Raw genomic sequence first — 21,781 nt, forward strand, 5'->3', positions numbered from 1 at the left:
TTACTTTTTTACCTTTATCAGTGCATCACATGGGCAAGTGTCCCCTGTGCCGACATTTTGGCTTGCTGTGCCACACCCTCACCGAAGTTTCTTGTTGAGAATGCGGTATCGCCCTCTGGTATCATCCATGCCGCAAGGTCTGGAACTAAGTTCAGACACTTCAAAGCCACGATACTTGCTGCCATCAGATACCCTGCCGAGAAGAACGAGTTTTGCAAATATGCCGCCATCGTCTGCTCACTGGCGGTGATTGCCGTCAGGTTCTCCACCTGTATGCAGAGCACGATGTCGAAGAGCAATAGCACGTAGAAGCCCACGAAGTAGAGCATGGCTCCATAGAAATGCACTGTCAGATACCTTGTCAGCCACTTCGCCCAACTGCTTTCCCATTTCGGCAGTAGTGAGAACGCCCATTGTATCGGTCCAAATATCGTCAGCATTCCCAACAGTATCTGTTGACAATAGATGGTGCTCCACCAACCGATACGGAAGACGATCAATGCTATCAGCATTACTATCTTGTCGATGTTCACTACGGCTCCTGCAGTCAGTGAGGTAAACCACAGCTTGGCTGCGTCCTTTTCCATGCTGGTCACTTCATCCACACCTGTCTGCTCCATGGTCGATTCCACCAGATTCGGGTCTGTTGTTCCCTTATGGGCAATGTCTGCCTGGGCTTGTACGTTGGTGTACATTGTGTCTCTGGTGTAGATGAGCTGCTGAACTTCCGTAAACTTGTCCTCTATCTGTGTGGCTTCCGCCTCATATAGGTCATGGGTATAACTTCCAATGGAGTTTGGTATGTAACTCAGAAAGTCCAGTACGCACCAATTGCTGCCACTGTTCGTCATGCCTGTATCGGCAGGTGGGTACCACCAACAGAGGATGATGCTTATCACCAATGGCTTGAATAGTTTCATCCCATCCAGTGGCTCATGCTTCACCATCATCTTGTAGGCTATGTTCGCTGCCACCACGATAGAGAAGAGGGCTGCGAGTGCCATACACATTTGAACGACCCACCAAAAAGGCCCATTCGAGCCTGTGAAAGTAGCGTCGCACAGAAACTCGTTGGTCTGGAAAATCACGTCATCAATCTCTTCTTCCAAGATGTTGATACCGAAGTCGGATAATATGCTGCTGTTGTCTGCCATAACTCCTTATCTATTTATTTTCAAATCATTGTCATCCTCGTTCGAGCCGTTATTACTGCCCGAAGATGTGTTGTTTCTCACTGCCATTCCTGCCTCTCGCCATTTGCTGGATGCACTGCTGATGACGCTTCGTTTGTTGGCAGTCTGGTAGTTGCCGTTTGCTGCCAACAGTTCCTTGGTCTTGCAGGCATTCGACATCTGCACCAGTTGCTTCACAAGTGTCTCATTCTGTTTCGCCACATCTGCATAAATCTGTAGGTACATCTTCTTGCGCTTGGCATTGGGCATATAGGCATCCTTGGTGGCTTTGATGGCTGTCTCATAGACATGGTAGTATTCCGTCCATCGCTGCTTGTCACCGATGGATCCGCCTACAGGCAGGATGCGGTCGATGTTGCTCTTGAAGGCATTCATTTTGTTGTTGATTTTGCTTCCTTCCACCTTCCAGGCGAGGTCAATCTGACGGTCTGCCATATTCAACACCTCAATCTCAGCTCTCTTGGTCAAGGCTGAGTCGATGGCTTCGGCATATTCCACTTGGTTGTAGGCACCAATTCCTGCTGTGGTACGAAAAACGAGTTTGTTCTTACTCGCAGCCGATTTCTTGTAACTGCTGTGCAGTAACTGATAGTACAATTCTGGTGACAGACTACCACTACCGATTTCCATCACCGTTATCTGGTTCTTTTTCGAACTGTCATGATTGTATGTTACACCACTTTGGGCATTGCCGCTGATAGCGACTCCCAACATCAACATGATGGTTCCTATTCTTGTTTTCTTTCTATCCATGCCTATACATTATTATATATGGGATTATAAATTCTTCGTTCTCTCAATATCCGAGTTTACCTGCCACTCTCCACCGACCGAAGGCATCTTCCAGTATTTGCTGCTTGCTTTTGGTTCGGTAAACCTTTTCTTTCCAATAGCCGATGCGCACTTGGATATATCGCCACGACTCAAAGTAGCTTTTGTTCAGATGCTTCTCTATATTGTCAAGCGAGGTGTTGATGCTTTCCAATACCACAAGAAGGTCTGCCGTAGAACACGCTGCCGCTCCTGTGGCATACAGCACCAAGTCGCTCACGCTTTTGTAGAGGTATTCGCCTTCATTTGCGATATTCTCTATGGCTCGTCGGTTAATACCTATCAGTATGGTATCGGCAAGCGAAATACGCTTTCGTTTGATGACTTTCTCGTTGTAATCATCAAGCAGTTTCTTATAGTCCGATATTCTGTCGCTCACACTCTCGTAGGTGGAGTACACGTTCAGACTGGTTCGTAAACTCTGATATAGCACATCTATCACATCAAATGCCCTGTTGTACTTGTCAAGGTCAACGTTCAGTTCCTTGTATGCTTTTGTCTCGTCCTTGCTGTAGCTATGCAACAGTTTGTTGCTGTATTCCAAAGTACTTCTTGCAAGCAACAGGCTCCGCTGTTTCTTGTGGTCATTGATGTAGGCTTCCACACTAGCAACATCAAATCCCCATTGGGCGAATGTTTTAGAGGGGAGAGCGAGGAGCAAGATTGCTATCAGCAATGTTCTCACAATATCCATTCGTCGCTTCTTGCTCACTGGCCCTGCAACCCTCTCCGCTGCATCAGCCTTGTATTCTTTTCTATTTCTCATTTTCATTGTCTTCATCATTAAACTTGCCATGATAGTCATCTGAGTGTTTGGTGTCGGCAGCTTTTCTTAACCAACGTTTCTTGCATTTTTCCACAAGACTCAATCGTCGTCCTTCGTCAGCATTGATATGTGGAGCGATGTCCATCAGCACGTCGATGATGTTGCGTTTGTAGTGCATCATCTTCTCCAACGATACCAAGTCTGCGTATATCTTGGTGATTCTGCTGTCCACCTCCCTAGCTATCTCCAGTCTGTCGCTCGACCATAGCAGATGGAAGGTATCGTCGGTGTTATTGTCATCGGCAGGTGCGCTTTTAGCATACTCGGTGGTTATCTTGCACGATGGATATTCCTGTGCTATTTCCGATATGCGCTTATTCACCTCGTTGGCCTTTTCCTGCTCGGTCTTGCTTTGGTCAAGCGTTATCACATCCACTACCGATGTGTTGGTGTATTCCGATGTCAGCTCCCAACTGATCTGCAGGATGGCTCTGTGTATCTTGATGCCCAAGAAATATTTTGGTTTTCGGGCAATCTTCAATGTTGCCTTGAAGGTGATGATGCCGTTGATGTTGGGCATAGTGGCTTTTCTGATGTAAGTATAGCCGCTCCATGTTCCTTCCCCTTGCCAAGTCAAGTTATAGGCACTCTTGCAGTCGCTCATGATAGCAGGTATGCGATAGTAGTCATCGGTTGCCACCTCATTGTCTTTTCCTGCCTCTGCCTTGGCTTCCTCTATTTCCCTTTGTTTCTGTTGCCATGTGGCAAGTTCTTTGTTCAGTTGTTCGATGGAAGCCTTGTTCTTGTTGTATTGCTCCCGATACTTGGCTGCATCTTCCACACTTGCATTGGCGATTTGCTTGACAAGTGACTTGTTCTCGGCTTCCAACTGACTGATTTGCGATTGCAGGGTGGCTACCTTGGCATTGGCTTCCTGCTCCTGCTTATACAAATCTGAGAGGTCGAGGTCGTTCTCTGTCACCGATGTTGTCATGGCGCATTTCTTGCTGTGGTCATTCAGCGAACCGCCACATCCCTTACATTTGTATTGTGTGGTGCCTTGCCCCAGCTGCACGCCATCGCTACACGTTACGCTGATGGTCACGCTCTCGCATCCCTTCAGTTTGGCGGCATCGGTTGCCTGATAGTAGTTGCGTGCATCACTGCCTATATAATAGATATAGCCTTCCTCGTTGTCATTCCATTCGCTCAACCGGGCTTGCAGTTGTGCCTTGAAGGTGTTCAAGTCCATAGAATAGGAGTCGAAAACAGCCTCATACACTTCTTCTGTCCTGTTCCAACTCTTGTACACCTGTATCTCGTAGGCGTATGCCTTCTGTTTCTGTCCTTTTTTCTTGCTACTGATGATGTAGCTGTTCAACCAATAGCTGATACTGTAGGTAAAGCCATCATTCTGGTTGTTGAGCTGTTGCACCCTTGTTCTTGACCATCCTGCATGATTCTCAGAGTTTTGCAGGATGGCTTCCTTTTGGCTATTGTTGGGATAGAAGTTGGCATCCTTGGTGTTGATTCTGTACCAGTGGTCGCCTTTCAAGATGCTGTTGTCATCGGTGGGCGGTACATAGTCGCACAGTTTTTCTCGTCCTTGGTCTCGTCGGGCGATATACCATCTTTGCGTGTAGTAGTTTCCTGCCGTCTCATCCAGATAGTCCGTCATCCATGAGGTGAGGTTATAGTTGGCAAGAGAGAAAAGTCCTGCCAGGTTGTCCTTGCCTCCAATCATGCCCAAGAGGGTGTTGCCTACGCTCTTGTCGAGACTTTTGAACAGCGAGGAATAGTTATCCACAATGTCGATGGCTGCACTGAGCTTGCCTTGGAAGAGGTCGTTGAACTGGCTGCTCTGCAACAGGGCATTGCCGATATTGTTCATTCCTGCTCCTGCAAGGTTGGCTCCTGCCTTATACAGATTGTCGATGTCGGCTTTCAGATTGTCCACAGTGAAGTTGCCCGGAACTTTTGACAGGTCATCCACCATCTTTTTCCAATCCACATTGCCAATCTCTGAAAGTTTCAAGATGGCTGCTATCTCCTGGTTGATTTGCAGAAAGGCAATGTCCGAGAATGTGAGGGTGCTGTTTGTCACCACACTCTCAAACTGCATACACAGGTTCTTGGTGTCATCACATATCTTCACGAGATAACTTCCCCAATAGAGGGCAGTCTGCGGACTTTTCAGCATCATTCCTGCCACCGTCCATATCTTCGGCATGATTTTGCCCGACACCATGTTGTAGATACGGCGGTAATAGTAGTTCTCTGTGCTACTGTTCCAGATGCCCAACTCTGTCATTGCCTTGCGCTCCAAGAACTTGGAAGCATAGATACCGGCACTCGCCACTTCCGCAGCATTATAGTGTTTCAATATGTTCTGCACCTGCTCGTTATAGTATGCCTCTGCCACGGCTTCCGTTCCGTAGGCAGCAGCCATAGCAGCCACCGTCTGCTTGTCATAGTTCACGCTATAGTACTGTGCGTCAGCCTTTGCCAACACACAGACTATCAGCATTATGATGGATAGAAGTCGTTTCATCTTTGATTACTTTTTATTTTTGTTCCCTAAATTCAGTACTTTTCCTGCCTGATTTACCTTTTGAGCAAAGGCGAGGCTCTTGCTGATACAACTTGCATCCCAATCCTTGCAATAGGCTTCGATGGCTTGCTGATGATTACATTTCAACTCTCGCTTGTAGAGTTTTAATGCTTCCTTCTCCGCTCGTTCCGTGGTGTAGGTCATATAGCACTCATGCGGTTCTTCCACACCATACACATTGCTGGTCTGTCCTCGCCTGATAAAGACCTCACGGAAGAAGCTGCGTCCTTCCTTATTCTCCAAACGGTTGATGGTGAATATCTTCTTGCAGTCCACATCGGTCAAACCGAGTATCGCCTTGATGGTGTCGAATCGTTCCTTGAACTTGCTCTGGTCGAGTAGCATCACCACATCCGAATTGTTGATGATGGCTTCCTTCACTATCTCACTGCCGATGATGTCCTGTATCTCCTGTGTCACCACACCCACGCTTGCCCAGAACTTTCTGGCGGTCTTATACAGATATTTTATGTATTCCGCCATCATGGGCGAGGCGATGGCTTTCCATGCCTCCTCGATGATGAGCATCTTTCGGTTCTTTTTGATGCGCATTTTCTGCAGGAACACGTCCATGATGATGAGTGTCACCAGTGGAAAGAGCAGTGGATCATCCTTGATACTGTCGATTTCGAAGACGATGAAGGTCTCATCAAACAGACTGCTGTCCATGTTCTCATTCAGCGTCACATCATGGCTGCCTCCTTTATAGAAGTCCTTCAACAGATAGTTGTAGGATGACAGGTCTATGCCATGCAGACCGTTCTCCTCGCATATTTTCGGCAGTCGCTCAGTACTGAACTCATAGAAAGTGTTGAAACAGAGGTTGCTCACTCTCTTGGTGGTGAAATAGGCATCGTAATACTCGTTGATGACTTGTTCTATCAGTCTGTCTTCTGTCTTGCTCACTGTGCCTTGACTTCCTTTCCATATCAGCATCACCAGGTTCTTCAGGAATCCCAACTTCTCGATGTTCCATTCCTCTCGCTTGATTTTGAAAGGGTTCATCGTGATAAGATGTTCTTCTGTGTAGGATATGTATTTGCCTCCAAAGTATTCACATAGTCCCTCATACGAGTTTCCTGTATCTACCAACACGATGTCGGTGTCCTGCTCATGGGCTTGGCGCACCATGGAGTTTACATAAAAACTCTTGCCGCTTCCCGAAGGACCGAGAACGAAAAAGTTGCTGTTGTCGGTCAGCTTATTATTTCCCTCTTTTCCCGATATGTCGATGGCTACTGGCACTCCTTGGCGGTCGGTGTAATAGACCTTGAATGGCGTGTCTTCGCTATGTACTATCTTTTCCTTGTACATCAGGCAGGTGGCGGCATCGCCCAAAGTCATAAATCTGTCGTAGTCGGCATTCATCCCATAGCAGTTGCCGGGGAATGAGTTGACGAACAGTTCCAACTGGTTATAGGCTCGTTTCGAGATATGGATGCCCATCCTGCCAAAGGCATTCTCCAGATGGTTGGTGCATTTCTGTATATCCGTGTCGGGCTTCACCGTCACTATCAGATTATAGTGGGTATATACCAACTGCTTGTTTTCCCTCGCTATCACCTCCTGCACTCGCTTGATGTCCTCCACGGCTATCAAGTTGCTTGGGTTTGGCATACTGGCATGGCGGTTCTTCTTTTTGTCTAGCAGGGCAAGCTCACGCTTCTGATTCGGCACAAAGATGATTTGGTTATACACCACACTCTCCACACTTGGAATGCTGTCCACTAATGCCACAAAGTCCACAGGCATACTTGTGTTGTTCACCTCTATGTTGGTAAACGGACGGATTTGTGTCGGCAAGTTGGCGCAATCCACATCCACAAGACTATATACCTTGCAGCGTCTGTCACCCATACCTATCATCTCGTCATCTACCTTGAATCCTGTCATGCTCACCGTCTTGTCACGGAAGTTCATGGCAAAGAAGCGGTCAACATACAGACTTGCCTCTTGCTTGTTCAGAAACTCCGACTTGATACTGGCATCCTTCAGCTGGTCTTGCACCTTTCTGATTTTCACCAGGAAATCTCGCCACTTCTTGCTGTCGAAAGACATCAGACGGCTCTTCTTGTTCTCCTGCGTAATGGTCAGATAGGTCATGCTGTCCGTATATTCTCTTCCGTTGAAATAGTGGAAATAGGATTCTGACAGGAACTCATGTCCCTTGCCACTCTCATCCTTGAACTGCCTTCGGGTAAAGATGTCCTGCTTGTGCAGGGCATAACCTTCACCCAGAGTCTGTGCGATAGCAGCAAACAGGTTGGTGAACTCATAATAGCTGTCTATATTGGCAGAATACTTCTGCACTGGGTTCTCCATTCTCAGAATGGCAGAATATTCTCCAGTCTTGGTATAGAGCACACCGATACCGTCCGTATCTTCCACGGAGAAGTAGATGTCCTGAAAGATTTTCTTCCGCTTGCCACCAGTGCCAAAGGCATAGACCGATATGGCCATGCCAATGCAGGTTGCCACGAAAAATAAGATTACATATAGTACCATACTCGTTTATTCTTCTGTTTCTTCGATGGATGAATGATGTTCATTTGTATTTCTTTCAATGGTATTGCTGTTTGTAGATGTACTATCCACAGCAATGGAATCTGCATTGTTCGATTGTATCTCCAAGGTTGCAGAATGTTCTTCTGTTTCTCTCGCCCAAGCTACTCTTGCCTTGTCAGCACTCCTCATGGCATCCAATGTGGGTGGCTTGTAGGTCTTATCCTTACAAGCGGTCAGCAATGTCACTGCCAATGCCGTTATAATAATATTCTTTCCTTTCATGCTCATAGCTGTACTTTAGTAGCGAAGATGCAATGCTTTCTGCTGAAACAAATAAAGGTAGGCCCACACCCTTGGGGGAGAATGAGCCTACCAGTCGTTCACTTTCTACTTGTCATCCACATCTTGGTCATGTCGATATTTTTTTTGTTTCACATTTTTATATGCGCTTGCTGTAGGCATAGATAAACACTCCCTGTTCGTTCTTCTTGGTATGCAGTCCCTTCCGTTGTTTGAACATGATGAGACCTGCACCCGTAGTGATTGCTACGACCAACACGATCAGTCCTGCAATGATACCCATCAGACAGTAGGTGGCAATGAAGCCGATGATGGCTCCTCCTGCCGTGGCTGCTGCCCAATAGATGTACCGCCCCTGTATTCCCATGAATTCAAGGGGCTTCTGGAGTCCCTTGAACAGTGGGTAGTCGGGGTAGCGGATTTCCAGCTCTTCTCTTGCCATTCTTCACGTCGTTTCTCAATTACTGAATATGCACTGAATAACTCTCACTCGTTAGTTGGTCACACCGAAGAACAATGGCAATGCCTGTGCTGCTGCCACGAGGAAGATACATGCTCCTACAATCATCATGATCTTCTTCTTGATATTCTGCTGATTTGATGTAACTATTTGAAACACAACACTATTTAAAGCAGTAAAAACCCAAAAGAAACAAATCAGAAACAATAACGTACCAAAACACAATTCTACTAGCAAGAGATAACAAAAATTAACGTAGATAGAATGGGAAGTAGTTGCTCAGACGTATATTGCAGCGTTGCAGCACGGCATCAAGTTTTGACAGCTTTCTTACTATCTCCTCGTTGAGGTCGAATATACGGCGGTCGTACTGACGCAGCTGTTGGATTGTCTCAGGAGGTACGAAGCTGCCGCGTATAAGCTCCTTCATCGTACACTCGGCAATCCACTGCGTATCCTTCACGTCACTCTTGCGACCAGGGAGCTGCTTGATGAAATACGGATTGGCAAGATTTAGCTTGAAGTGGGGAGACAGCACACGCCATATTGGTATCCAGTAGACGCTGGTGCTCTCCATAGAAACCTCAACAACATGGTGATGAAGCATCAGGTTACTTAAGAACTGTAATGTTAAACTTATTAATTATGGTTAATAAAACAAACAACAAACTGTTTATGTTCTTAAATTTGTAATATTTTATAGAAATACTTAAATATTATGCGTATGAAGAAATTTATATTTTATTTTTGTTTGTGTTGGGGCGTTATTACAATCGTTGGTTGCAATAAAGATGATGATTTTGACAGTTCTGATAACGATACAGACGTAACGGCTATAGATGAAAGTCAAAATCAATCTTACGTTTTACTTCAAGAAGTGCCTTCCGACTGTCAGGAAGAAGCTAACGAGATAAACGCCAGTTTGCTTGCCAAAATTAAGGTTGCCACGAGATCTGTGGATGGTGAGGACAGCTATCCAGACTACTATGGTGGTTCTTTCATCGAAAAAGATGGATTTTTGACCATTTCAATAAAGGGGGATTCCGTTAGTGGTGTTAACAGGATAAAATCCCTCGTAAATAGTTCTCTGTTGAAATTTAAACGATGTGTGTATTCATTGCAAGAGTTGAAAAATATAAAGTCGCATCTGTATTCAAAATATGCTGAAATGAGCACAAGTTTGAAAAGTAACTTAACAGCCATCGGTATCAGTCAGAAAAACAACGCTGTTGTAGTTTATCTTGCCGATTGTTCTCAATCAAGAATAAAGGAGTTTAAAAATTTTTACGATAACCCTGCTGTAGTGTTCACAAACATGGGAAAAATCAATACAGATAATCCTTGCCTTTCCACACAGCTTGTTAATACGCGCTCTTACACAACATTGGCTACAATATCTAAATTTCCTATTGGCGCAGGTGATACGTGTCTTATTTCAATGTCAGGTGATAAACCTATCTACGGCACATTCGCATTTCGCGCCCAAGAGACTTCTGGACAAAAACGTTGTGGATTAGTGACCGCAGGGCATGTGGTCAGCGTTGGGCAATACTGTTATGATAAAGATTTCAATCCTTTTGGCATTTGTTCTTCCCGAATTGTCTCAACAGGAAATGCCGAAGCTTCTTTTATTCCATGCGGCTATTTGGATGAATTCAACATCAACAATTATATTGGTGGCAGTTCAAGCAGTGTTCTATCGACGACGACAAACAAACCAGGAGAAGGGACATACGTGAACAAATATGGCGCAACAACGAAACGCACAGGTGGTTATATACAGGATATAGATTGTACTGTTCTGTCTGAAGACGAAACGGCGACATTCTCTGATATGACACTTGTGAAATGTACCGCAGATGGAGGAGATAGCGGTGGAATTGTATACACCTATATATCGAAGTATAATACACGCTTGACAGTCGGTGTCGTATATGGACACCCTGAAAAAATGGGAAAGAACTACCTCATCTACTCTAAGGCGGATAACGTTTTGAAAGCATTGCATCTTAAGAGGTATTGAACGTATGAGAAATCTGATATGTATATTAACATTGTCCATATGTAGCTCTTTTACAGGATGCTCCATACAAGCCACTGGCTCAAACGGCAACGATTCCGTTGCGGTGGCTCTGAGTGACAGTTTGCACAGCGATAGCTGTGACAGCATCATGATGGAATTGTCTGCAAATCGTTTCAAGGCACCCGTTGACACCATTGTGTCTGCCAAGATTGTCAACAACACTAAGTGTTCATCAATTTCGCTAACAGGCAAAAGGGTCGTTGAGAAAAAGATTGGCGAAAATTGGATACCCTTTGAACACAGGGAAAGGAGCAAGGGCGGAGCGTTGTATTCAGCCACCCTGTTGGCGGTGAATATTGGCAACGGCGGAAGCTATGACATAAATATTCCTCTGCGAAGCGAGAGCTACGAGAAAGATTTCTCTCCTGGCGAATACCGCTTGGGCAGGGAGATAGAAATAAATGGCAAGGAAAAACGCTACGTTTATTCAGTCTTTACGGTTTATTAAAGACAAGAGGTGAAAAGGTTTTCACTTTTTTGTCCAAATACAAGTGCTGACGCAATCTCTGCAACTGTGTTGCAGAGATTATTGCCGTACCTTTGCAAACGAGAAAATGTGGAGATTGGCTACACTCTACATTGCTCAAGCAAGCTCGGCTTTGCTCTCGTTTGAACAATCATTGCGGCCGAAAATAGATACACAATATAACAATGAATATCCAAGTTCGGGATAACCGAGTGTTTTATACAATATAAATGCAGCGTGAATACGCCTCCTCCCCATACCATTAGGAGTGGGTAATAACAGAAGGTTGAAAGAAGTTGTTTTGCCCTTAGAATAGTGACAGCTGTTTGGTGCGATGCAGTATCCCTGCAATGCCTTTGGCTTATTGTCGAAGAAGCAATATGCTCCCAATGCTGAAATAAGGTTCATGATAAAGTTGCTTACAGATCTATGGCGTGAGTGTACAATCTGTGCCGTATTCTTCAGCATGTCGTTAATGGTTTCGATAATGTATCTCTTGCGCAGCATCATTCTTATCATTATGGCACGAAGAAGGTAATTAAATTGGTTGATTGGTTATCGAGATAATAATAGTAATTGCCTAATTTTAAGTGCAAACTTAATGTTAGGCAGTAACTCGTCTATCTCATATTATCTCATATATAGTTCTGTGCAATTATCATTCCAACACCTCCTGCAACCACAAAGAAGCCAATCGTGAAGAAAAACCAGAAGAACCATTGTGCATAGTGACCGAGATAGCAGCCATCATATTCCTTGTATCGCTCACGGACTTTCTTCCGTTCATCAGCAAACATGGAATTGACCTCACGGATATGCTCCTGCATCTGTGAGACCATCCATTGACGTTCTTTGGTGAACAGTTCTTGGATTTTCTGCCAGTCAGCATCATTGACATTTACAGACACCTTTAATTTCGTGGGAGCATTTTCCAAAACTTTGTCTATGTGCTGATTGATGGTATCAACCTTTTTGCTGATAGTAGTCACAGCACCACCCAATTGAACTTCCGCACGTTGATACTGCTGAATGGCAGATTCCAGTTCAAGTGTGGCATTGATGAAGGAGTTTGTAGCCTTGTCAATATCCTCACTCAACTGCTTCAACTCAGGAACTCGGTTTACAAGTCCATCCTCGGCTTGCTGCTCCTCAACCTCGTTTTCGACATCATTCATCATGTTGTCAAAGTCGGATCTTTCTTCTGTGTCTATGTTTATATTGCTTTTTCTGATAGCCATATTGTCATTGATTTATCGGTGGAAACTTCTGCTGCGTGGCTTTGGCTTGCACATGGAATGAGCCATCTGTGCGCAACGGTGGGCAAACTTCCAGTCATCTTCATCATCCTTCTTGCCCCAACCAGAAGAAGGAGCAGAACCACCACCGCCACATGATTCAGACATGGAAGTAGCTGCGTCAATATACCCTGCAAACAACAGCATCGCTACATGAGCGACATTCTCTGTTGTCGCAATATCATTATCCTCTGGAATCTGAACCTCATTAGAAAAGACATCTTTGACAGAGTTCGGAATCCACACCTTCTTGACTCCATCGCCAATGTTGATTGTGAATGCCGTTTGTGCAAGTTGAGGTTGTGCCTTTGGTTTTGATGATGTTGGAGTCTGAGCGACAGGACAAACTGGGCGAGGCGTAGGAGCAACGGATGGAGAAACCGGCTTTGTCTTGACTTGTGTAGGTTGTGGATGCAGTTTCTTCCAGGTGTCTTCAATCTTTGATGCCATAAACTTCCTGCCAATCTCAGAAGCCTTGAACACAGAAGCATTCTTGCCGACTGTGTAGCCGACAAGTTTCCGTTGTTTGTCGTAGCGTGGCTTTACCTCATAGCCTTTCATGCGCAACAGATTGAAGTATCTGTCTATGTTGAACTGTTGCATATCTTTGAGAGTGTTTTCACAATCCTCCGCAAGCTCCACCTTCCGCATATTCCGAATTTCCTGCGGTTGTTCCCATCCATGGCGCATATTGATGATTTCCGCAGCCTTCATTGCCCGAAGATGAATATCATGCACATCGTTGGTGTTACCCTCCATATCCACACGACAGCAGTCAATGTGAAGGTGCAGCGTTCCTGACTTGGAGTCAGAGTGCAGTCCACCCACATTCATAGAATTGGTGAAATTGGTCTTTATCTCATTGGAGAAACCATTGGGCGTAAGTCCAACTGAATCCAAAACTTCCAAGGCTTCATCTTGGAGGTTAGACCAATCTTCCATCGTGAAGTTGGCAGATTCCTCCTTTGATGGGGAAAGTACAAAAGTGGTCATGAACCTTTCCAACTTTCTGCCAACAGTTCTTTCTGCCTGATGATATTGGCAATGATGCTTCATCATGTACCAGATGGCGGTAGGGTCAAGACCATCGGGCATATTGTTCACCTTGACCGTCTTTGCATTCTCCTTTTCCAATGCGTACCTTACGGAATTGCCTCCATACGATACTACCTTTGCGAGCATAATCATGATTACTCCTTTGATTTGGTCTGTACGTTTGTAGCGATATTCTCTTCAATGCTATACCAATGTTGGATAAGTCCTGCAACGGCATCAATCCACCATCGCATGAACTTCTCATTCTTGAAGAACCGAGCCTTTTCCTCAGCCGTTTTCTTGGATAGCACGTTGCTGATTTTTATCAAATCCGTCCTTGCGATGGCGAGAGAGTTGAGAGCGTCCACCTCTTCCTTGGTGAGCCTCATGCGTGGACGGTGCTTTAAGCCTGTCTCAACGACATAGCGACTCAGGCTTAACCCACACTCCTTGGCATGTGTCTGGAGACGTTTCAATTCCTCTTCCGTGCATCGGTAGGTATGGACTTCTGTAGGCGGTTTCCTTACGATTTTCTTCTTTCTCATTTGTTCTTGTCTCTGATTAAAATGGGATGATTACAAGCACCTTGCAAAGGTGGTCACGACTGCGAGCCTGCGAGTAGTCCGAGAAACTTTTAGGAATACAGAAAGACGGACACGGCGTCTGTATTACAAAAGGATTTCTCGAAAAGTACCTATAAAATGACGGCACTTTTAACAGCGTCCGTCCCCAAGGCTGCTTAAACGTATAACAGCTTGACGGTAGTCTATGCTGTAAATCGTCCTTTTGGATGATTTATCGGTATGGTAGCTCATTAGCCTCTGTATGCCTATTGATTGCCGTTATGGTAACTGTTAGGCTTGTAACCATTGGCATTAGAACCGTTAGACTGTTGTGTTTGTCCTCCTGCCATATGCTGTGGATATGTGTTGTGTTCTCCTTCATTCTGTTTGGCATCTGCTTCTTGCATGGAAGAAGGATTGCCAACAGATTGTCTGGAGAAATTTTGTTGTGGGGAAATTCCACCAGTAACAGCATCGGAAAGATTGTCATTAGTTTCGACCTTACCCACACTTCCATTATCATTAGATGAAGCAGAATTTAGGGAAGAAGAAATCTCTGCCGTAGAAGAATTGCCCTTGTTGTCAGTATCGGATATTCCATTGGCAGAATGCCCATCTTCCTTGTCCGACTTTGTATCATCCTCCGTTGTCATAACAATTACTCTTGCTTTTGGAACTTCCGTATGGACGATTGCAGAGCCATCCGCATTGCGCTTCAATGAAAAGCCGTTCTTGACAAATTTTCCGTCCACATACCAACCAGAGAGAGAATGCAGGGTAATGATGCGGTTGTCTCCAACTTTTTGTGAAGAGGAAATGCCCACAGCCTCCATAGCCTGTAATAGTTTGGGAACGGTCTTGCGGTCTTTATCCCAGAGTTTGGCAAGTTGGGTGTTGTCAACCATACATTGCCCACACAAGATTTCCACTTGTTGGGTCTTGCTGATAGAAACAAGTGTTGTTCCACGTTCAGCAAGAGAGGCAAGAGACATGAAGCATTCCATGCGGTCAATCTTGTACTTCTTGCAACGAAGATACTCCATCTGTGTATCGGACAGCGTGAAGCAGTAATGTATCTTTTGTTTATCCATCTTCTGTAAATTTTGAATATTATAACCATAAATGGCAAGACTGTTTTTCTCAGTAAAGAGAAAATCATCTGTGCCGTCCTCTCCTTGGGGAAATGTCCTCTGCAATAACATAGAGTTCGCCTTGCAACCTGTCATTAGAATGGCTGCTTAATCGTGAAATGCACTCAATGCAAACAGACTGGGCAAGAAGTTTTCTTCTTCCAATGGTTGCTTCATCATTGATGCCCTTGTTTGCTCCGCATTGCTCGGCAAGTCCGTTGAAAGCATCACGCATCCGAAAGTAGCCGTTGCCAGTATTGATGTAGCTCACGGCAAGGTCAGCGACATTTGCCAACTTGCTTCTGTACTCCTCATGGGAAATATCGTCCTTCATCATCGCCATCTCTATTTACAAAGTTCACTCATGTGCTTGGTTGCTGCTGCCTTGGTCTCAGCCTCGGACATACTGCGGTTCTGGCGCATCCAGTTCAAAAGCTCGGACTTTTCAAAGTATATAATCTTGCCGTTGGGACGAAAGAACGGAAGTTCATGCTTGTGTGTCATCTTATAGAGACTGCTCTTTGATATTCCCATGAATAAGGCAGCTTCCTCCAGTGTCAATACTTGTTTGGCATCACGGAGTAGGTTCTCCATTATCCCAATGCGGTGCTCATGTGACTCTACCTTCAAAAGAAGAGTCTCGGTGTCGATAGTTTTGTTCATTATCCTGTAATTTAATTGTTTGTGATTCGTTGTACTGCTTGTTTTGAAAGTGTAGTCCCCCAAGGCAGAGAGAAATCCCTGCCCGAAATATGGGGACTACAAAAGTGAATTTAACTGGTTGTTATCCTGAAAAGTTCTGTTTACTTGTTATCCTGTAAAAAAGTTATTCTGCGTGGATGGGTGTTGGTGGCTGCTGTCCGCTTTGTTCTTGGTATTTGCTTGTTCTCTTCACGCTGTTTGCCACCTCGAAAGGCTTTCTTCGTGTTGTCAACAGCCTTGACCCTTTCATTCGTCAGCACATCTGCATAGATGGCGGTGGATTTGAGCGACTTGTGTCCCATCAGCTTCTTGGTAGTCTCAATGTTGCCGGTAACCGCCTGCACCAAAATTCCGAATGTATGTCGGGCGCAGTGAAAAGAGATATTCTTCTCAATGCCCACCTTTTTGGCTATCCTTTTAAGGGCTGCATCCACATTAGCCTTGGCAGGAAGGTGAAACACAAAATCATCATCGCCTTTGGGTGGCATCCATGACAAGGCGGTATTGCCGATTGGTACGGCATTGAGAGCCTTTGTTTTCTTCTGGACGATTACAAGCGTGTTCGTTTCCTTGTTTCTCTTGATGTCACTCCACCGCAGAGCCTTGATGTCGCTGATACGAAGTCCTGTTAGACAGGCAAAACCGAAAGCTCTCCGTGCTTCTGCAACTCCTGGACTTCTCTCGTCTGAAGCCATGAACCTTTTCAGTTCATCGGGAGTGAGATACTGCTTATGTGATGTCTTTGGCTTGGGAAAGATGTCTGACTTCTCCAACTGGTAGAAAGGGTTTGCCTTCAACTTGCCGAACTTGACAGCCTTGTTGAACACCGCCACTATGCGTTGTTGAACATTATGCAGGGAGCCTTCACACAAAGGCTTGGCTTCAACTCGTACATACTTCTGTGGTACATAGTCGTTCTTCAACCAAAGGAAGAAAGCCTTGAACCATGCCTTGTCGAACTTCCTCAGAGTGATGTGAGGTCTGCGTTTGTTGGCAAGGAACTCGCTCATTAGGTATTTCAGATACTTTGACTGGTCAACAATAGCCTTGGAATAGTCTGTGTTGTCGCTCATCCAGTCGATGTAAGTCTGGATCCAGTCCATGACTTCGGGAGACTCGTCATTGGGGATTTCCTTCACAATCATCAAGTGACCTACCTCTGGGATGGTCTCTGGATGAAGAATACGCTCTGCCCTTATCTGGTGAGCACGTTGCAATGTTTCTTCATTCCTTGCTTTGGTCTCTGCATCAACCTCTGGCAACAAATAGAGGGAAAGAAATTCAAACTTGCGCTTGCCACCATCATAGATGTCAAGATACAAGCTTATGTTGTCGTTGGCAAGTGCCTTTTGTCTGATAGTTATTGTCATGTATATATATATTCGTTGTCAATGATTTATGTGAACATACCATCAATGAGGTTTATGGCTTCCTCCTTCTTCTTATCCACGATTTTAGCATAGATTTCTGTGGTCTGAATGTTGGAATGTCCCATCAGCTTGCTTGTTGTAAAAAGGTCTGCACCGAGCGTGAGCATCATCGTTCCGAACGTGTGCCGTGAGCAATGGAATGAGATATGCTTCTCAATTCCAGCTGCTTCCGCCCATTTGCGGAGTGCTCTGCCTATAACGGTCTGTGTGGTTGGTATATCAAAGAAAGGAATATCATTTCCTCTTGGCTTTGGTAACCACCGCTTAGCCTCTTCCGAGAGAGGTATTATAACTGGCTTCTCCGTCTTTTGCATTTCCATGTCTATGTATTCGCCCTTTCCGTCAACGGTCTTGAAGATGTGCATCGGAGCAAGACGGTACATGTCGCTTAATCGCAATCCAGTAAAACAGGCGAAGATGAAAGCCTCCTTGACTTCCGGACGATAACTGTCCGTAGCCATGAGGGTGCGAAGTTCCTCAATGGTCAGATACTCTTTCTTGCCATCCTTGGGTTGGATGCGTTCACGTGCATCCAGTTCTTTCATAGGGTTGTTGCGGATAATGCCTTGTCGCATAGCGTTGTTGAGTGCAGTGGAGAACATTCCGAGGTATCTGCTTGCCGTATTCTCGCTGATAGGTCTTGGCTCGCCATACTTGATATGGGAGTTTGGGAAGTTACGCAAGAACTTCACAAATCCACGGCAGAACTCCGCATTGACCTCTTCAAGCGAAATGAAGCCTTTGTTAGTCTCGTCAAGATACTTCTCCACAGTGTGCATCATTTCCACACGGCAATGGAGCGTTGACTTCTTGATACCGACACCACCTTCACAATACTTCTTTATCCATGTGGTAAGAAGCATCGAGCCTTGTTTCACTGTCTCCCAGTCCTGTATGCCATGACCATGCAGGGCTTTGATGCGCTCTGCCTTGATGCGTTCTGCAACCGCCATAGTCTGCTTGTTCTGTTCCTTGCAGATGGGGTTGAGTTCGGGGACGAGGTAGAGTTTGAGGTATTCATACTTCCTCACTCCCTTATAGTAGATGTCAAGATAGATACTCTTGTTGCCATCTGCGAGCGACTTCAACCGAATTTTAATCGGTTCTTTCAGCTTTACTTGTTTCTTTGGTCTTGCCATGATGTATGAAGTGTTATTTTGTTTTTGTATTCTGCTACATTGGAGGGTCTTTCTCCCTCTTGTTGAAAGTCTATGTCAGATATGGTTTCCTATGCTGACATTTGCTTTTCTTTCTCTTCCCTTACTTCGGAAAACTGATGTAAAGATAAGAAAATAAACCGAGAAACGAGAAACAAAACGGAAACAAGAAACAGTCTTTTATGTCTTTTTAAGAGTGAGTTTGGCAAACATCTGAAAATTCAAATTATCACTTAAAGCATTGATACTTAGCGCATTTACTTTCATTTGCTTTCTTGTCTTTTCAAACGCATTTCTGAGGACTAAGATATTCTTGACATCCTGCTCCTCGTTGTTCATGGCGATGTAAACGCTGATGGCACCCACTACGGCTACAACACCTGCAATGGCATAGCAGAGTTTGACCACAATAGGCACGTATTTGGCAATTTCCTCCGAATAACACAAGATTGCGTTTAAGTACTTGATTATCAGTGTATGACAGATGTAATGGCAAGTATGATGTTCCCAAAATGTTCCAAAAAACATATTTTAATGGGGAGTTTGAATGTGCTAAAAGAGGGTGTGTTCAACGGCATTGAAATGGCTTCAAAAAAGGGATTTGGCAGTAAAGACTTGTTAACATAGAATTAAGATTTGATTAACACATTTATTAGCGCAGGGTGACTTGTAAGAAGGTGGGTAAAGTTTGATAACAATGTAAGATATTACGGATAGTATTCACTTTCTCCGTAACTTTCCACATACACATTTTCCTCTTCCCTATTTTTGAAATATCAAATTTAGGGAAATAAAAGAGTGAGCAAGTTACATATCTGATACTAACAAGTAGTGAGAGTGTTAAAAGTGGGGCTGATAGAGATGAAAAACCGAATTTTGTATCGCTGTTTGGAAACAAATCGTTATCTTTGTACCATAATTCAAAACAAAATGGGCATCAACAAGCTAAAAGTGGTGTTGACAGAAGAAGCACAAGCCTTTTTGGATGCGCAGCCATTCAAAGCTCAGCAGAAGATATACTACAACATCTTCAAGGTTGAGGAAGGAGTGATGAAAGTTGACATCTTCAAGAAACTGGAGAATACCGAGATATGGGAGTTTCGCACTCTCTACAATGGTATATGCTATAGGCTTTTCTCCTTTTGGGACACTGAGGAAGAAACTTTGGTTATTGCCACACATGGTATTATCAAGAAAACTCAGAAGACACCATTAAAAGAGATTGCCAAAGCGGAAGAGATAAGAAAAGAGTATTTTAACAGTAAAAAGAAATAGCATTATGGCACAGATGAAATTGATACCAGCAGACAATATGAAAGATAAACTTTGGGGTAAAAGAGGTACACCTGAGCGCGAAGCCATGGAAGCCAAGCTCAAAGAAGATGTGAACGCCTATATTGTAGGCGAAGCCATACGCAAGGCTCGATTGGCGCAAAACCTCACACAAGAACAACTTGGTGAACGTATCGGAGTGCAGCGTGCTCAGATATCAAAGTTGGAGAAAGGTACAAGTGTTATCACATTACCAACCATGAGCCGTGTGTTTCAAGCATTGGGTATTGCAACAGCCACTCTTGATTTGGGTATTGCAGGCAAGATTGCGTTGTGGTAAGATGACGGTTAGATTGTGCAATCTTGGTAGAATTGTATAAAGTGACGGATAATATATTGAAACTCAGTATAGACAATCGTCTTACACAAACAATTGTTCCCAATATGAGAATGCAGATGTGTTATTTTGAGATGTAAGCAATGGTATTTTGAAGATTGTACAACTCCAATAATACAATAAAAAAGGCTTACGCTCGTTTATTATAAAAAATATTCCGATAAGAAATGAAAGCAAAAATATCAATATTATTTCTTGCCATATCAATGGTTTTTGTAAGTTGTGAGGCGGAAGAAACCACAAATGAAAGTTCTCCAATCATGACTATAGAGGATTTTCCTGTGATTGATTGTTCTACTTCAACCCAACCACTAAGTGTCATTTTGACAGCTAAAACATTAGGCTTACCTTATGTTTGGTGGAATAATGCGGTCTTAGATCAAACGTGGTATTGCAAGATTGACTATGATAAGGCAACAATATCGCAAGGTGAAAAGGAAGTCTTGGAAAGCAAATTGAAGTGCAGTACCACTCACGGCTCATACACAAACCTCATTGATGGCAACGTGGAACTCATCATAGCCTCTCGCAATATATCAAGAGATGAGAAAAACTATGCCGATGAAAAAGGTGTCTCATTGATAGAGCATCCTATTGGACGTGATGCATTTATCTTCATCGTCAATAATAATAACCCTGTAAATAATCTGACAATTTCACAGATACAAGACATTTACACTGGAAAAACAAGAAATTGGAAAGATGTTGGAGGCAACGATGCCACAATTAGTCCTTACATAAGGAATGCCAACTCTGGAAGTCAAGAGAAAATGGAAACCTTGGTTATGAAGGGCTTAACAATGATAGACTGGCCAGAAATGATAACACATGGCATGGCTGGACCATTTTTTTCTTTACGCTATGATAAAAACGGCATAGCTTATACTCCATATTTCTATTACAGCATCATGGTACGAGGTGAGCAGGCTTGGGCGAAAAGTATATGTGTCAATGGTATTGAGCCAAACAAAAGTACAATTTCAAACAACACATACCCCTACGTGTCTGAAATATATGCAGCAGTGCGTTCTGATATAGACAAGGCTTCTACTGCGTACAAACTATTCGAGTACTTAACGACTACATCAGGGCAAAACATCGTGAAGGAGAGTGGCTATGTTCCAGTTTCCACAAGTACAGACATAAAGAAGGTAACATCCCAATCCTCTTCATCAGCGTTCTACACAGATTTATCTGGCAGGAAAATAAATCGTTCTCCCAAAGGATTGGTTATTAAGACTGAAACAATAAAAGGAAAGGTCGTTTCTGAGAAAATTATCGTGAAATAGATGACTTGAATGATGCTCCATCTATGAGGGTAGGCATTTCGCTATCTATCTTATGCAGCTCATATTTGTTGAGTAAATGGATAGCATCAATCACAATTCGTTGGGCAGCAATGCGTCTGCCCAATAGAATTGTTTCCTTACCGTTTCCACAAGACCGATTGGCACCTGTGGCTTCAATATATTTCTCCAAGGCATCTTTCATCATGAAATATCCTTTATCAGTCTTAGCCCAATGAACGAGTGCATCCTTTGCTTCTCCTCTCAATTGTTCAATAATTTTGTTATCCATAGTTCCG

22 protein-coding genes and 3 pseudogenes are annotated in these 21,781 nt (G+C 44.1%); 5 read left to right on the top strand and 20 right to left on the bottom strand.

The window, feature by feature from the left end; genetic code table 11:
- Positions 1–17: 17 nt before the first annotated feature.
- The 9 genes and pseudogenes from C9991_RS14095 to C9991_RS14135 form a co-directional block, all read right to left on the bottom strand.
- On the bottom strand, positions 18–1,154 hold the full coding sequence (locus C9991_RS14095; protein WP_106813154.1) for a hypothetical protein: 1,137 nt from the start codon (positions 1,152–1,154) through the stop codon (positions 18–20).
- Positions 1,155–1,160: 6 nt separating this feature from the next.
- Positions 1,161–1,946 (bottom strand): DUF5045 domain-containing protein, encoded by a 786-nt coding sequence (locus C9991_RS14100; RefSeq protein WP_438269218.1) that lies wholly within the window; start codon positions 1,944–1,946, stop codon positions 1,161–1,163.
- Between the two features lie 43 nt (positions 1,947–1,989).
- Complete coding sequence (locus tag C9991_RS14105; RefSeq protein ID WP_106813364.1) at positions 1,990–2,712, bottom strand: hypothetical protein; 723 nt, start codon at positions 2,710–2,712, stop codon at positions 1,990–1,992.
- A 67-nt stretch (positions 2,713–2,779) separates the two neighbouring features.
- Positions 2,780–5,341 (bottom strand): hypothetical protein, encoded by a 2,562-nt coding sequence (locus C9991_RS14110; protein ID WP_106813155.1) that lies wholly within the window; start codon positions 5,339–5,341, stop codon positions 2,780–2,782.
- 6 nt (positions 5,342–5,347) lie between these two features.
- On the bottom strand, positions 5,348–7,906 hold the full coding sequence (locus C9991_RS14115) for a TraG family conjugative transposon ATPase (RefSeq protein ID WP_106813156.1): 2,559 nt from the start codon (positions 7,904–7,906) through the stop codon (positions 5,348–5,350).
- Positions 7,907–7,912: 6 nt separating this feature from the next.
- Entirely contained in the window at positions 7,913–8,194 is a 282-nt protein-coding gene (locus C9991_RS14120) for a hypothetical protein (RefSeq protein WP_106813157.1), read from the bottom strand.
- A gap of 151 nt (positions 8,195–8,345) precedes the next feature.
- Complete coding sequence (locus C9991_RS14125) at positions 8,346–8,648, bottom strand: DUF4133 domain-containing protein (protein ID WP_106813158.1); 303 nt, start codon at positions 8,646–8,648, stop codon at positions 8,346–8,348.
- A 51-nt stretch (positions 8,649–8,699) separates the two neighbouring features.
- The gene (locus C9991_RS17195) at positions 8,700–8,825 is read right to left on the bottom strand and encodes a DUF4134 family protein (RefSeq protein WP_420196823.1); all 126 of its coding nucleotides are present in this window, start codon (positions 8,823–8,825) and stop codon (positions 8,700–8,702) included.
- A 112-nt stretch (positions 8,826–8,937) separates the two neighbouring features.
- Positions 8,938–9,285, bottom strand: a pseudogene (locus C9991_RS14135) (IS110 family transposase); the annotation flags it as partial.
- Between the two features lie 105 nt (positions 9,286–9,390).
- On the opposite strand from C9991_RS14135, the gene C9991_RS14140 reads away from it, so the two are divergent.
- Complete coding sequence (locus tag C9991_RS14140; RefSeq protein ID WP_157949494.1) at positions 9,391–10,689, top strand: chymotrypsin family serine protease; 1,299 nt, start codon at positions 9,391–9,393, stop codon at positions 10,687–10,689.
- A gap of 4 nt (positions 10,690–10,693) precedes the next feature.
- The gene (locus C9991_RS14145; protein ID WP_157949495.1) at positions 10,694–11,197 is read left to right on the top strand and encodes an immunoglobulin-like domain-containing protein; all 504 of its coding nucleotides are present in this window, start codon (positions 10,694–10,696) and stop codon (positions 11,195–11,197) included.
- Between the two features lie 325 nt (positions 11,198–11,522).
- On the opposite strand, the pseudogene C9991_RS14150 reads toward C9991_RS14145, so the two are convergent.
- The 10 genes and pseudogenes from C9991_RS14150 to C9991_RS14195 form a co-directional block, all read right to left on the bottom strand.
- Positions 11,523–11,728: pseudogene (locus C9991_RS14150) on the bottom strand (transposase); the annotation flags it as partial.
- Positions 11,729–11,850: 122 nt separating this feature from the next.
- Positions 11,851–12,453 carry a hypothetical protein gene (locus C9991_RS14155; protein WP_106813161.1) on the bottom strand — a complete coding sequence of 201 codons (603 nt, stop codon included), beginning with the start codon at positions 12,451–12,453 and terminating at the stop codon, positions 11,851–11,853.
- Between the two features lie 12 nt (positions 12,454–12,465).
- Positions 12,466–13,698 carry a relaxase family protein gene (locus tag C9991_RS14160; protein ID WP_106813162.1) on the bottom strand — a complete coding sequence of 411 codons (1,233 nt, stop codon included), beginning with the start codon at positions 13,696–13,698 and terminating at the stop codon, positions 12,466–12,468.
- 2 nt (positions 13,699–13,700) lie between these two features.
- Positions 13,701–14,090 carry a plasmid mobilization protein gene (locus C9991_RS14165; protein ID WP_106813163.1) on the bottom strand — a complete coding sequence of 130 codons (390 nt, stop codon included), beginning with the start codon at positions 14,088–14,090 and terminating at the stop codon, positions 13,701–13,703.
- A gap of 284 nt (positions 14,091–14,374) precedes the next feature.
- Positions 14,375–15,199 carry a hypothetical protein gene (locus tag C9991_RS14170; protein ID WP_106813164.1) on the bottom strand — a complete coding sequence of 275 codons (825 nt, stop codon included), beginning with the start codon at positions 15,197–15,199 and terminating at the stop codon, positions 14,375–14,377.
- 64 nt (positions 15,200–15,263) lie between these two features.
- Complete coding sequence (locus C9991_RS14175; RefSeq protein ID WP_198643828.1) at positions 15,264–15,581, bottom strand: hypothetical protein; 318 nt, start codon at positions 15,579–15,581, stop codon at positions 15,264–15,266.
- Between the two features lie 2 nt (positions 15,582–15,583).
- Positions 15,584–15,901, bottom strand: coding sequence for a helix-turn-helix domain-containing protein (locus tag C9991_RS14180; protein WP_004302115.1), 318 nt, complete (start codon positions 15,899–15,901; stop codon positions 15,584–15,586).
- A 140-nt stretch (positions 15,902–16,041) separates the two neighbouring features.
- A complete protein-coding gene (locus tag C9991_RS14185) occupies positions 16,042–17,310 on the bottom strand; it encodes a site-specific integrase (RefSeq protein WP_106813165.1) in 1,269 nt (422 codons plus the stop codon).
- 26 nt (positions 17,311–17,336) lie between these two features.
- Positions 17,337–18,509, bottom strand: a complete 1,173-nt coding sequence (locus C9991_RS14190) for a site-specific integrase (protein ID WP_106813166.1) — start codon at positions 18,507–18,509, stop codon at positions 17,337–17,339.
- A gap of 198 nt (positions 18,510–18,707) precedes the next feature.
- Positions 18,708–18,980 (bottom strand): annotated as a pseudogene (locus C9991_RS14195) (DUF4134 family protein); the annotation flags it as partial.
- A 477-nt stretch (positions 18,981–19,457) separates the two neighbouring features.
- Here C9991_RS14195 and C9991_RS14200 point away from each other — a divergent pair.
- The 3 genes from C9991_RS14200 (at position 19,458) to C9991_RS14210 (ending at position 21,485) form a co-directional block, all read left to right on the top strand.
- Positions 19,458–19,802 carry a type II toxin-antitoxin system RelE/ParE family toxin gene (locus tag C9991_RS14200; RefSeq protein WP_106813167.1) on the top strand — a complete coding sequence of 115 codons (345 nt, stop codon included), beginning with the start codon at positions 19,458–19,460 and terminating at the stop codon, positions 19,800–19,802.
- 4 nt (positions 19,803–19,806) lie between these two features.
- Positions 19,807–20,139: a helix-turn-helix domain-containing protein gene (locus C9991_RS14205; protein WP_106813168.1), complete on the top strand. Its 333-nt coding sequence runs from the start codon at positions 19,807–19,809 to the stop codon at positions 20,137–20,139.
- Positions 20,140–20,363: 224 nt separating this feature from the next.
- Complete coding sequence (locus C9991_RS14210) at positions 20,364–21,485, top strand: PstS family phosphate ABC transporter substrate-binding protein (RefSeq protein ID WP_106813169.1); 1,122 nt, start codon at positions 20,364–20,366, stop codon at positions 21,483–21,485.
- On the opposite strand, the gene C9991_RS14215 is transcribed toward C9991_RS14210, so the two are convergent.
- Positions 21,472–21,774 (bottom strand): hypothetical protein, encoded by a 303-nt coding sequence (locus C9991_RS14215; protein WP_106813170.1) that lies wholly within the window; start codon positions 21,772–21,774, stop codon positions 21,472–21,474. The genes C9991_RS14210 and C9991_RS14215 overlap by 14 nt on opposite strands.
- Between the last annotated feature and the right edge of the window lie 7 nt (positions 21,775–21,781).

The organism is Prevotella merdae (genome assembly GCF_900290275.1).
GTDB classification, from domain to species: domain Bacteria; phylum Bacteroidota; class Bacteroidia; order Bacteroidales; family Bacteroidaceae; genus Prevotella; species Prevotella merdae.

What these genes read in the sequence shown, in the direction of transcription:
- C9991_RS14095 (WP_106813154.1), bottom strand. Translation starts at nt 1,154, where the DNA reads ATGGCAGACAACAGCAGCATATTATCCGACTTCGGTATCAACATCTTG.
- C9991_RS14215 (WP_106813170.1), bottom strand. Translation starts at nt 21,774, where the DNA reads ATGGATAACAAAATTATTGAACAATTGAGAGGAGAAGCAAAGGATGCA.
- C9991_RS14110 (WP_106813155.1), bottom strand. Translation starts at nt 5,341, where the DNA reads ATGAAACGACTTCTATCCATCATAATGCTGATAGTCTGTGTGTTGGCA.
- C9991_RS14200 (WP_106813167.1), top strand. Translation starts at nt 19,458, where the DNA reads ATGGGCATCAACAAGCTAAAAGTGGTGTTGACAGAAGAAGCACAAGCC.
- C9991_RS14115 (WP_106813156.1), bottom strand. Translation starts at nt 7,906, where the DNA reads ATGGTACTATATGTAATCTTATTTTTCGTGGCAACCTGCATTGGCATG.
- C9991_RS14210 (WP_106813169.1), top strand. Translation starts at nt 20,364, where the DNA reads ATGAAAGCAAAAATATCAATATTATTTCTTGCCATATCAATGGTTTTT.
- C9991_RS14145 (WP_157949495.1), top strand. Translation starts at nt 10,694, where the DNA reads ATGAGAAATCTGATATGTATATTAACATTGTCCATATGTAGCTCTTTT.
- C9991_RS14140 (WP_157949494.1), top strand. Translation starts at nt 9,391, where the DNA reads ATGAAGAAATTTATATTTTATTTTTGTTTGTGTTGGGGCGTTATTACA.
- C9991_RS14100 (WP_438269218.1), bottom strand. Translation starts at nt 1,946, where the DNA reads ATGGATAGAAAGAAAACAAGAATAGGAACCATCATGTTGATGTTGGGA.
- C9991_RS14160 (WP_106813162.1), bottom strand. Translation starts at nt 13,698, where the DNA reads ATGATTATGCTCGCAAAGGTAGTATCGTATGGAGGCAATTCCGTAAGG.
- C9991_RS14155 (WP_106813161.1), bottom strand. Translation starts at nt 12,453, where the DNA reads ATGGCTATCAGAAAAAGCAATATAAACATAGACACAGAAGAAAGATCC.
- C9991_RS14190 (WP_106813166.1), bottom strand. Translation starts at nt 18,509, where the DNA reads ATGGCAAGACCAAAGAAACAAGTAAAGCTGAAAGAACCGATTAAAATT.
- C9991_RS14125 (WP_106813158.1), bottom strand. Translation starts at nt 8,648, where the DNA reads ATGGCAAGAGAAGAGCTGGAAATCCGCTACCCCGACTACCCACTGTTC.
- C9991_RS14170 (WP_106813164.1), bottom strand. Translation starts at nt 15,199, where the DNA reads ATGGATAAACAAAAGATACATTACTGCTTCACGCTGTCCGATACACAG.
- C9991_RS14180 (WP_004302115.1), bottom strand. Translation starts at nt 15,901, where the DNA reads ATGAACAAAACTATCGACACCGAGACTCTTCTTTTGAAGGTAGAGTCA.
- C9991_RS14175 (WP_198643828.1), bottom strand. Translation starts at nt 15,581, where the DNA reads ATGGCGATGATGAAGGACGATATTTCCCATGAGGAGTACAGAAGCAAG.
- C9991_RS14185 (WP_106813165.1), bottom strand. Translation starts at nt 17,310, where the DNA reads ATGACAATAACTATCAGACAAAAGGCACTTGCCAACGACAACATAAGC.
- C9991_RS14120 (WP_106813157.1), bottom strand. Translation starts at nt 8,194, where the DNA reads ATGAGCATGAAAGGAAAGAATATTATTATAACGGCATTGGCAGTGACA.
- C9991_RS14205 (WP_106813168.1), top strand. Translation starts at nt 19,807, where the DNA reads ATGGCACAGATGAAATTGATACCAGCAGACAATATGAAAGATAAACTT.
- C9991_RS14165 (WP_106813163.1), bottom strand. Translation starts at nt 14,090, where the DNA reads ATGAGAAAGAAGAAAATCGTAAGGAAACCGCCTACAGAAGTCCATACC.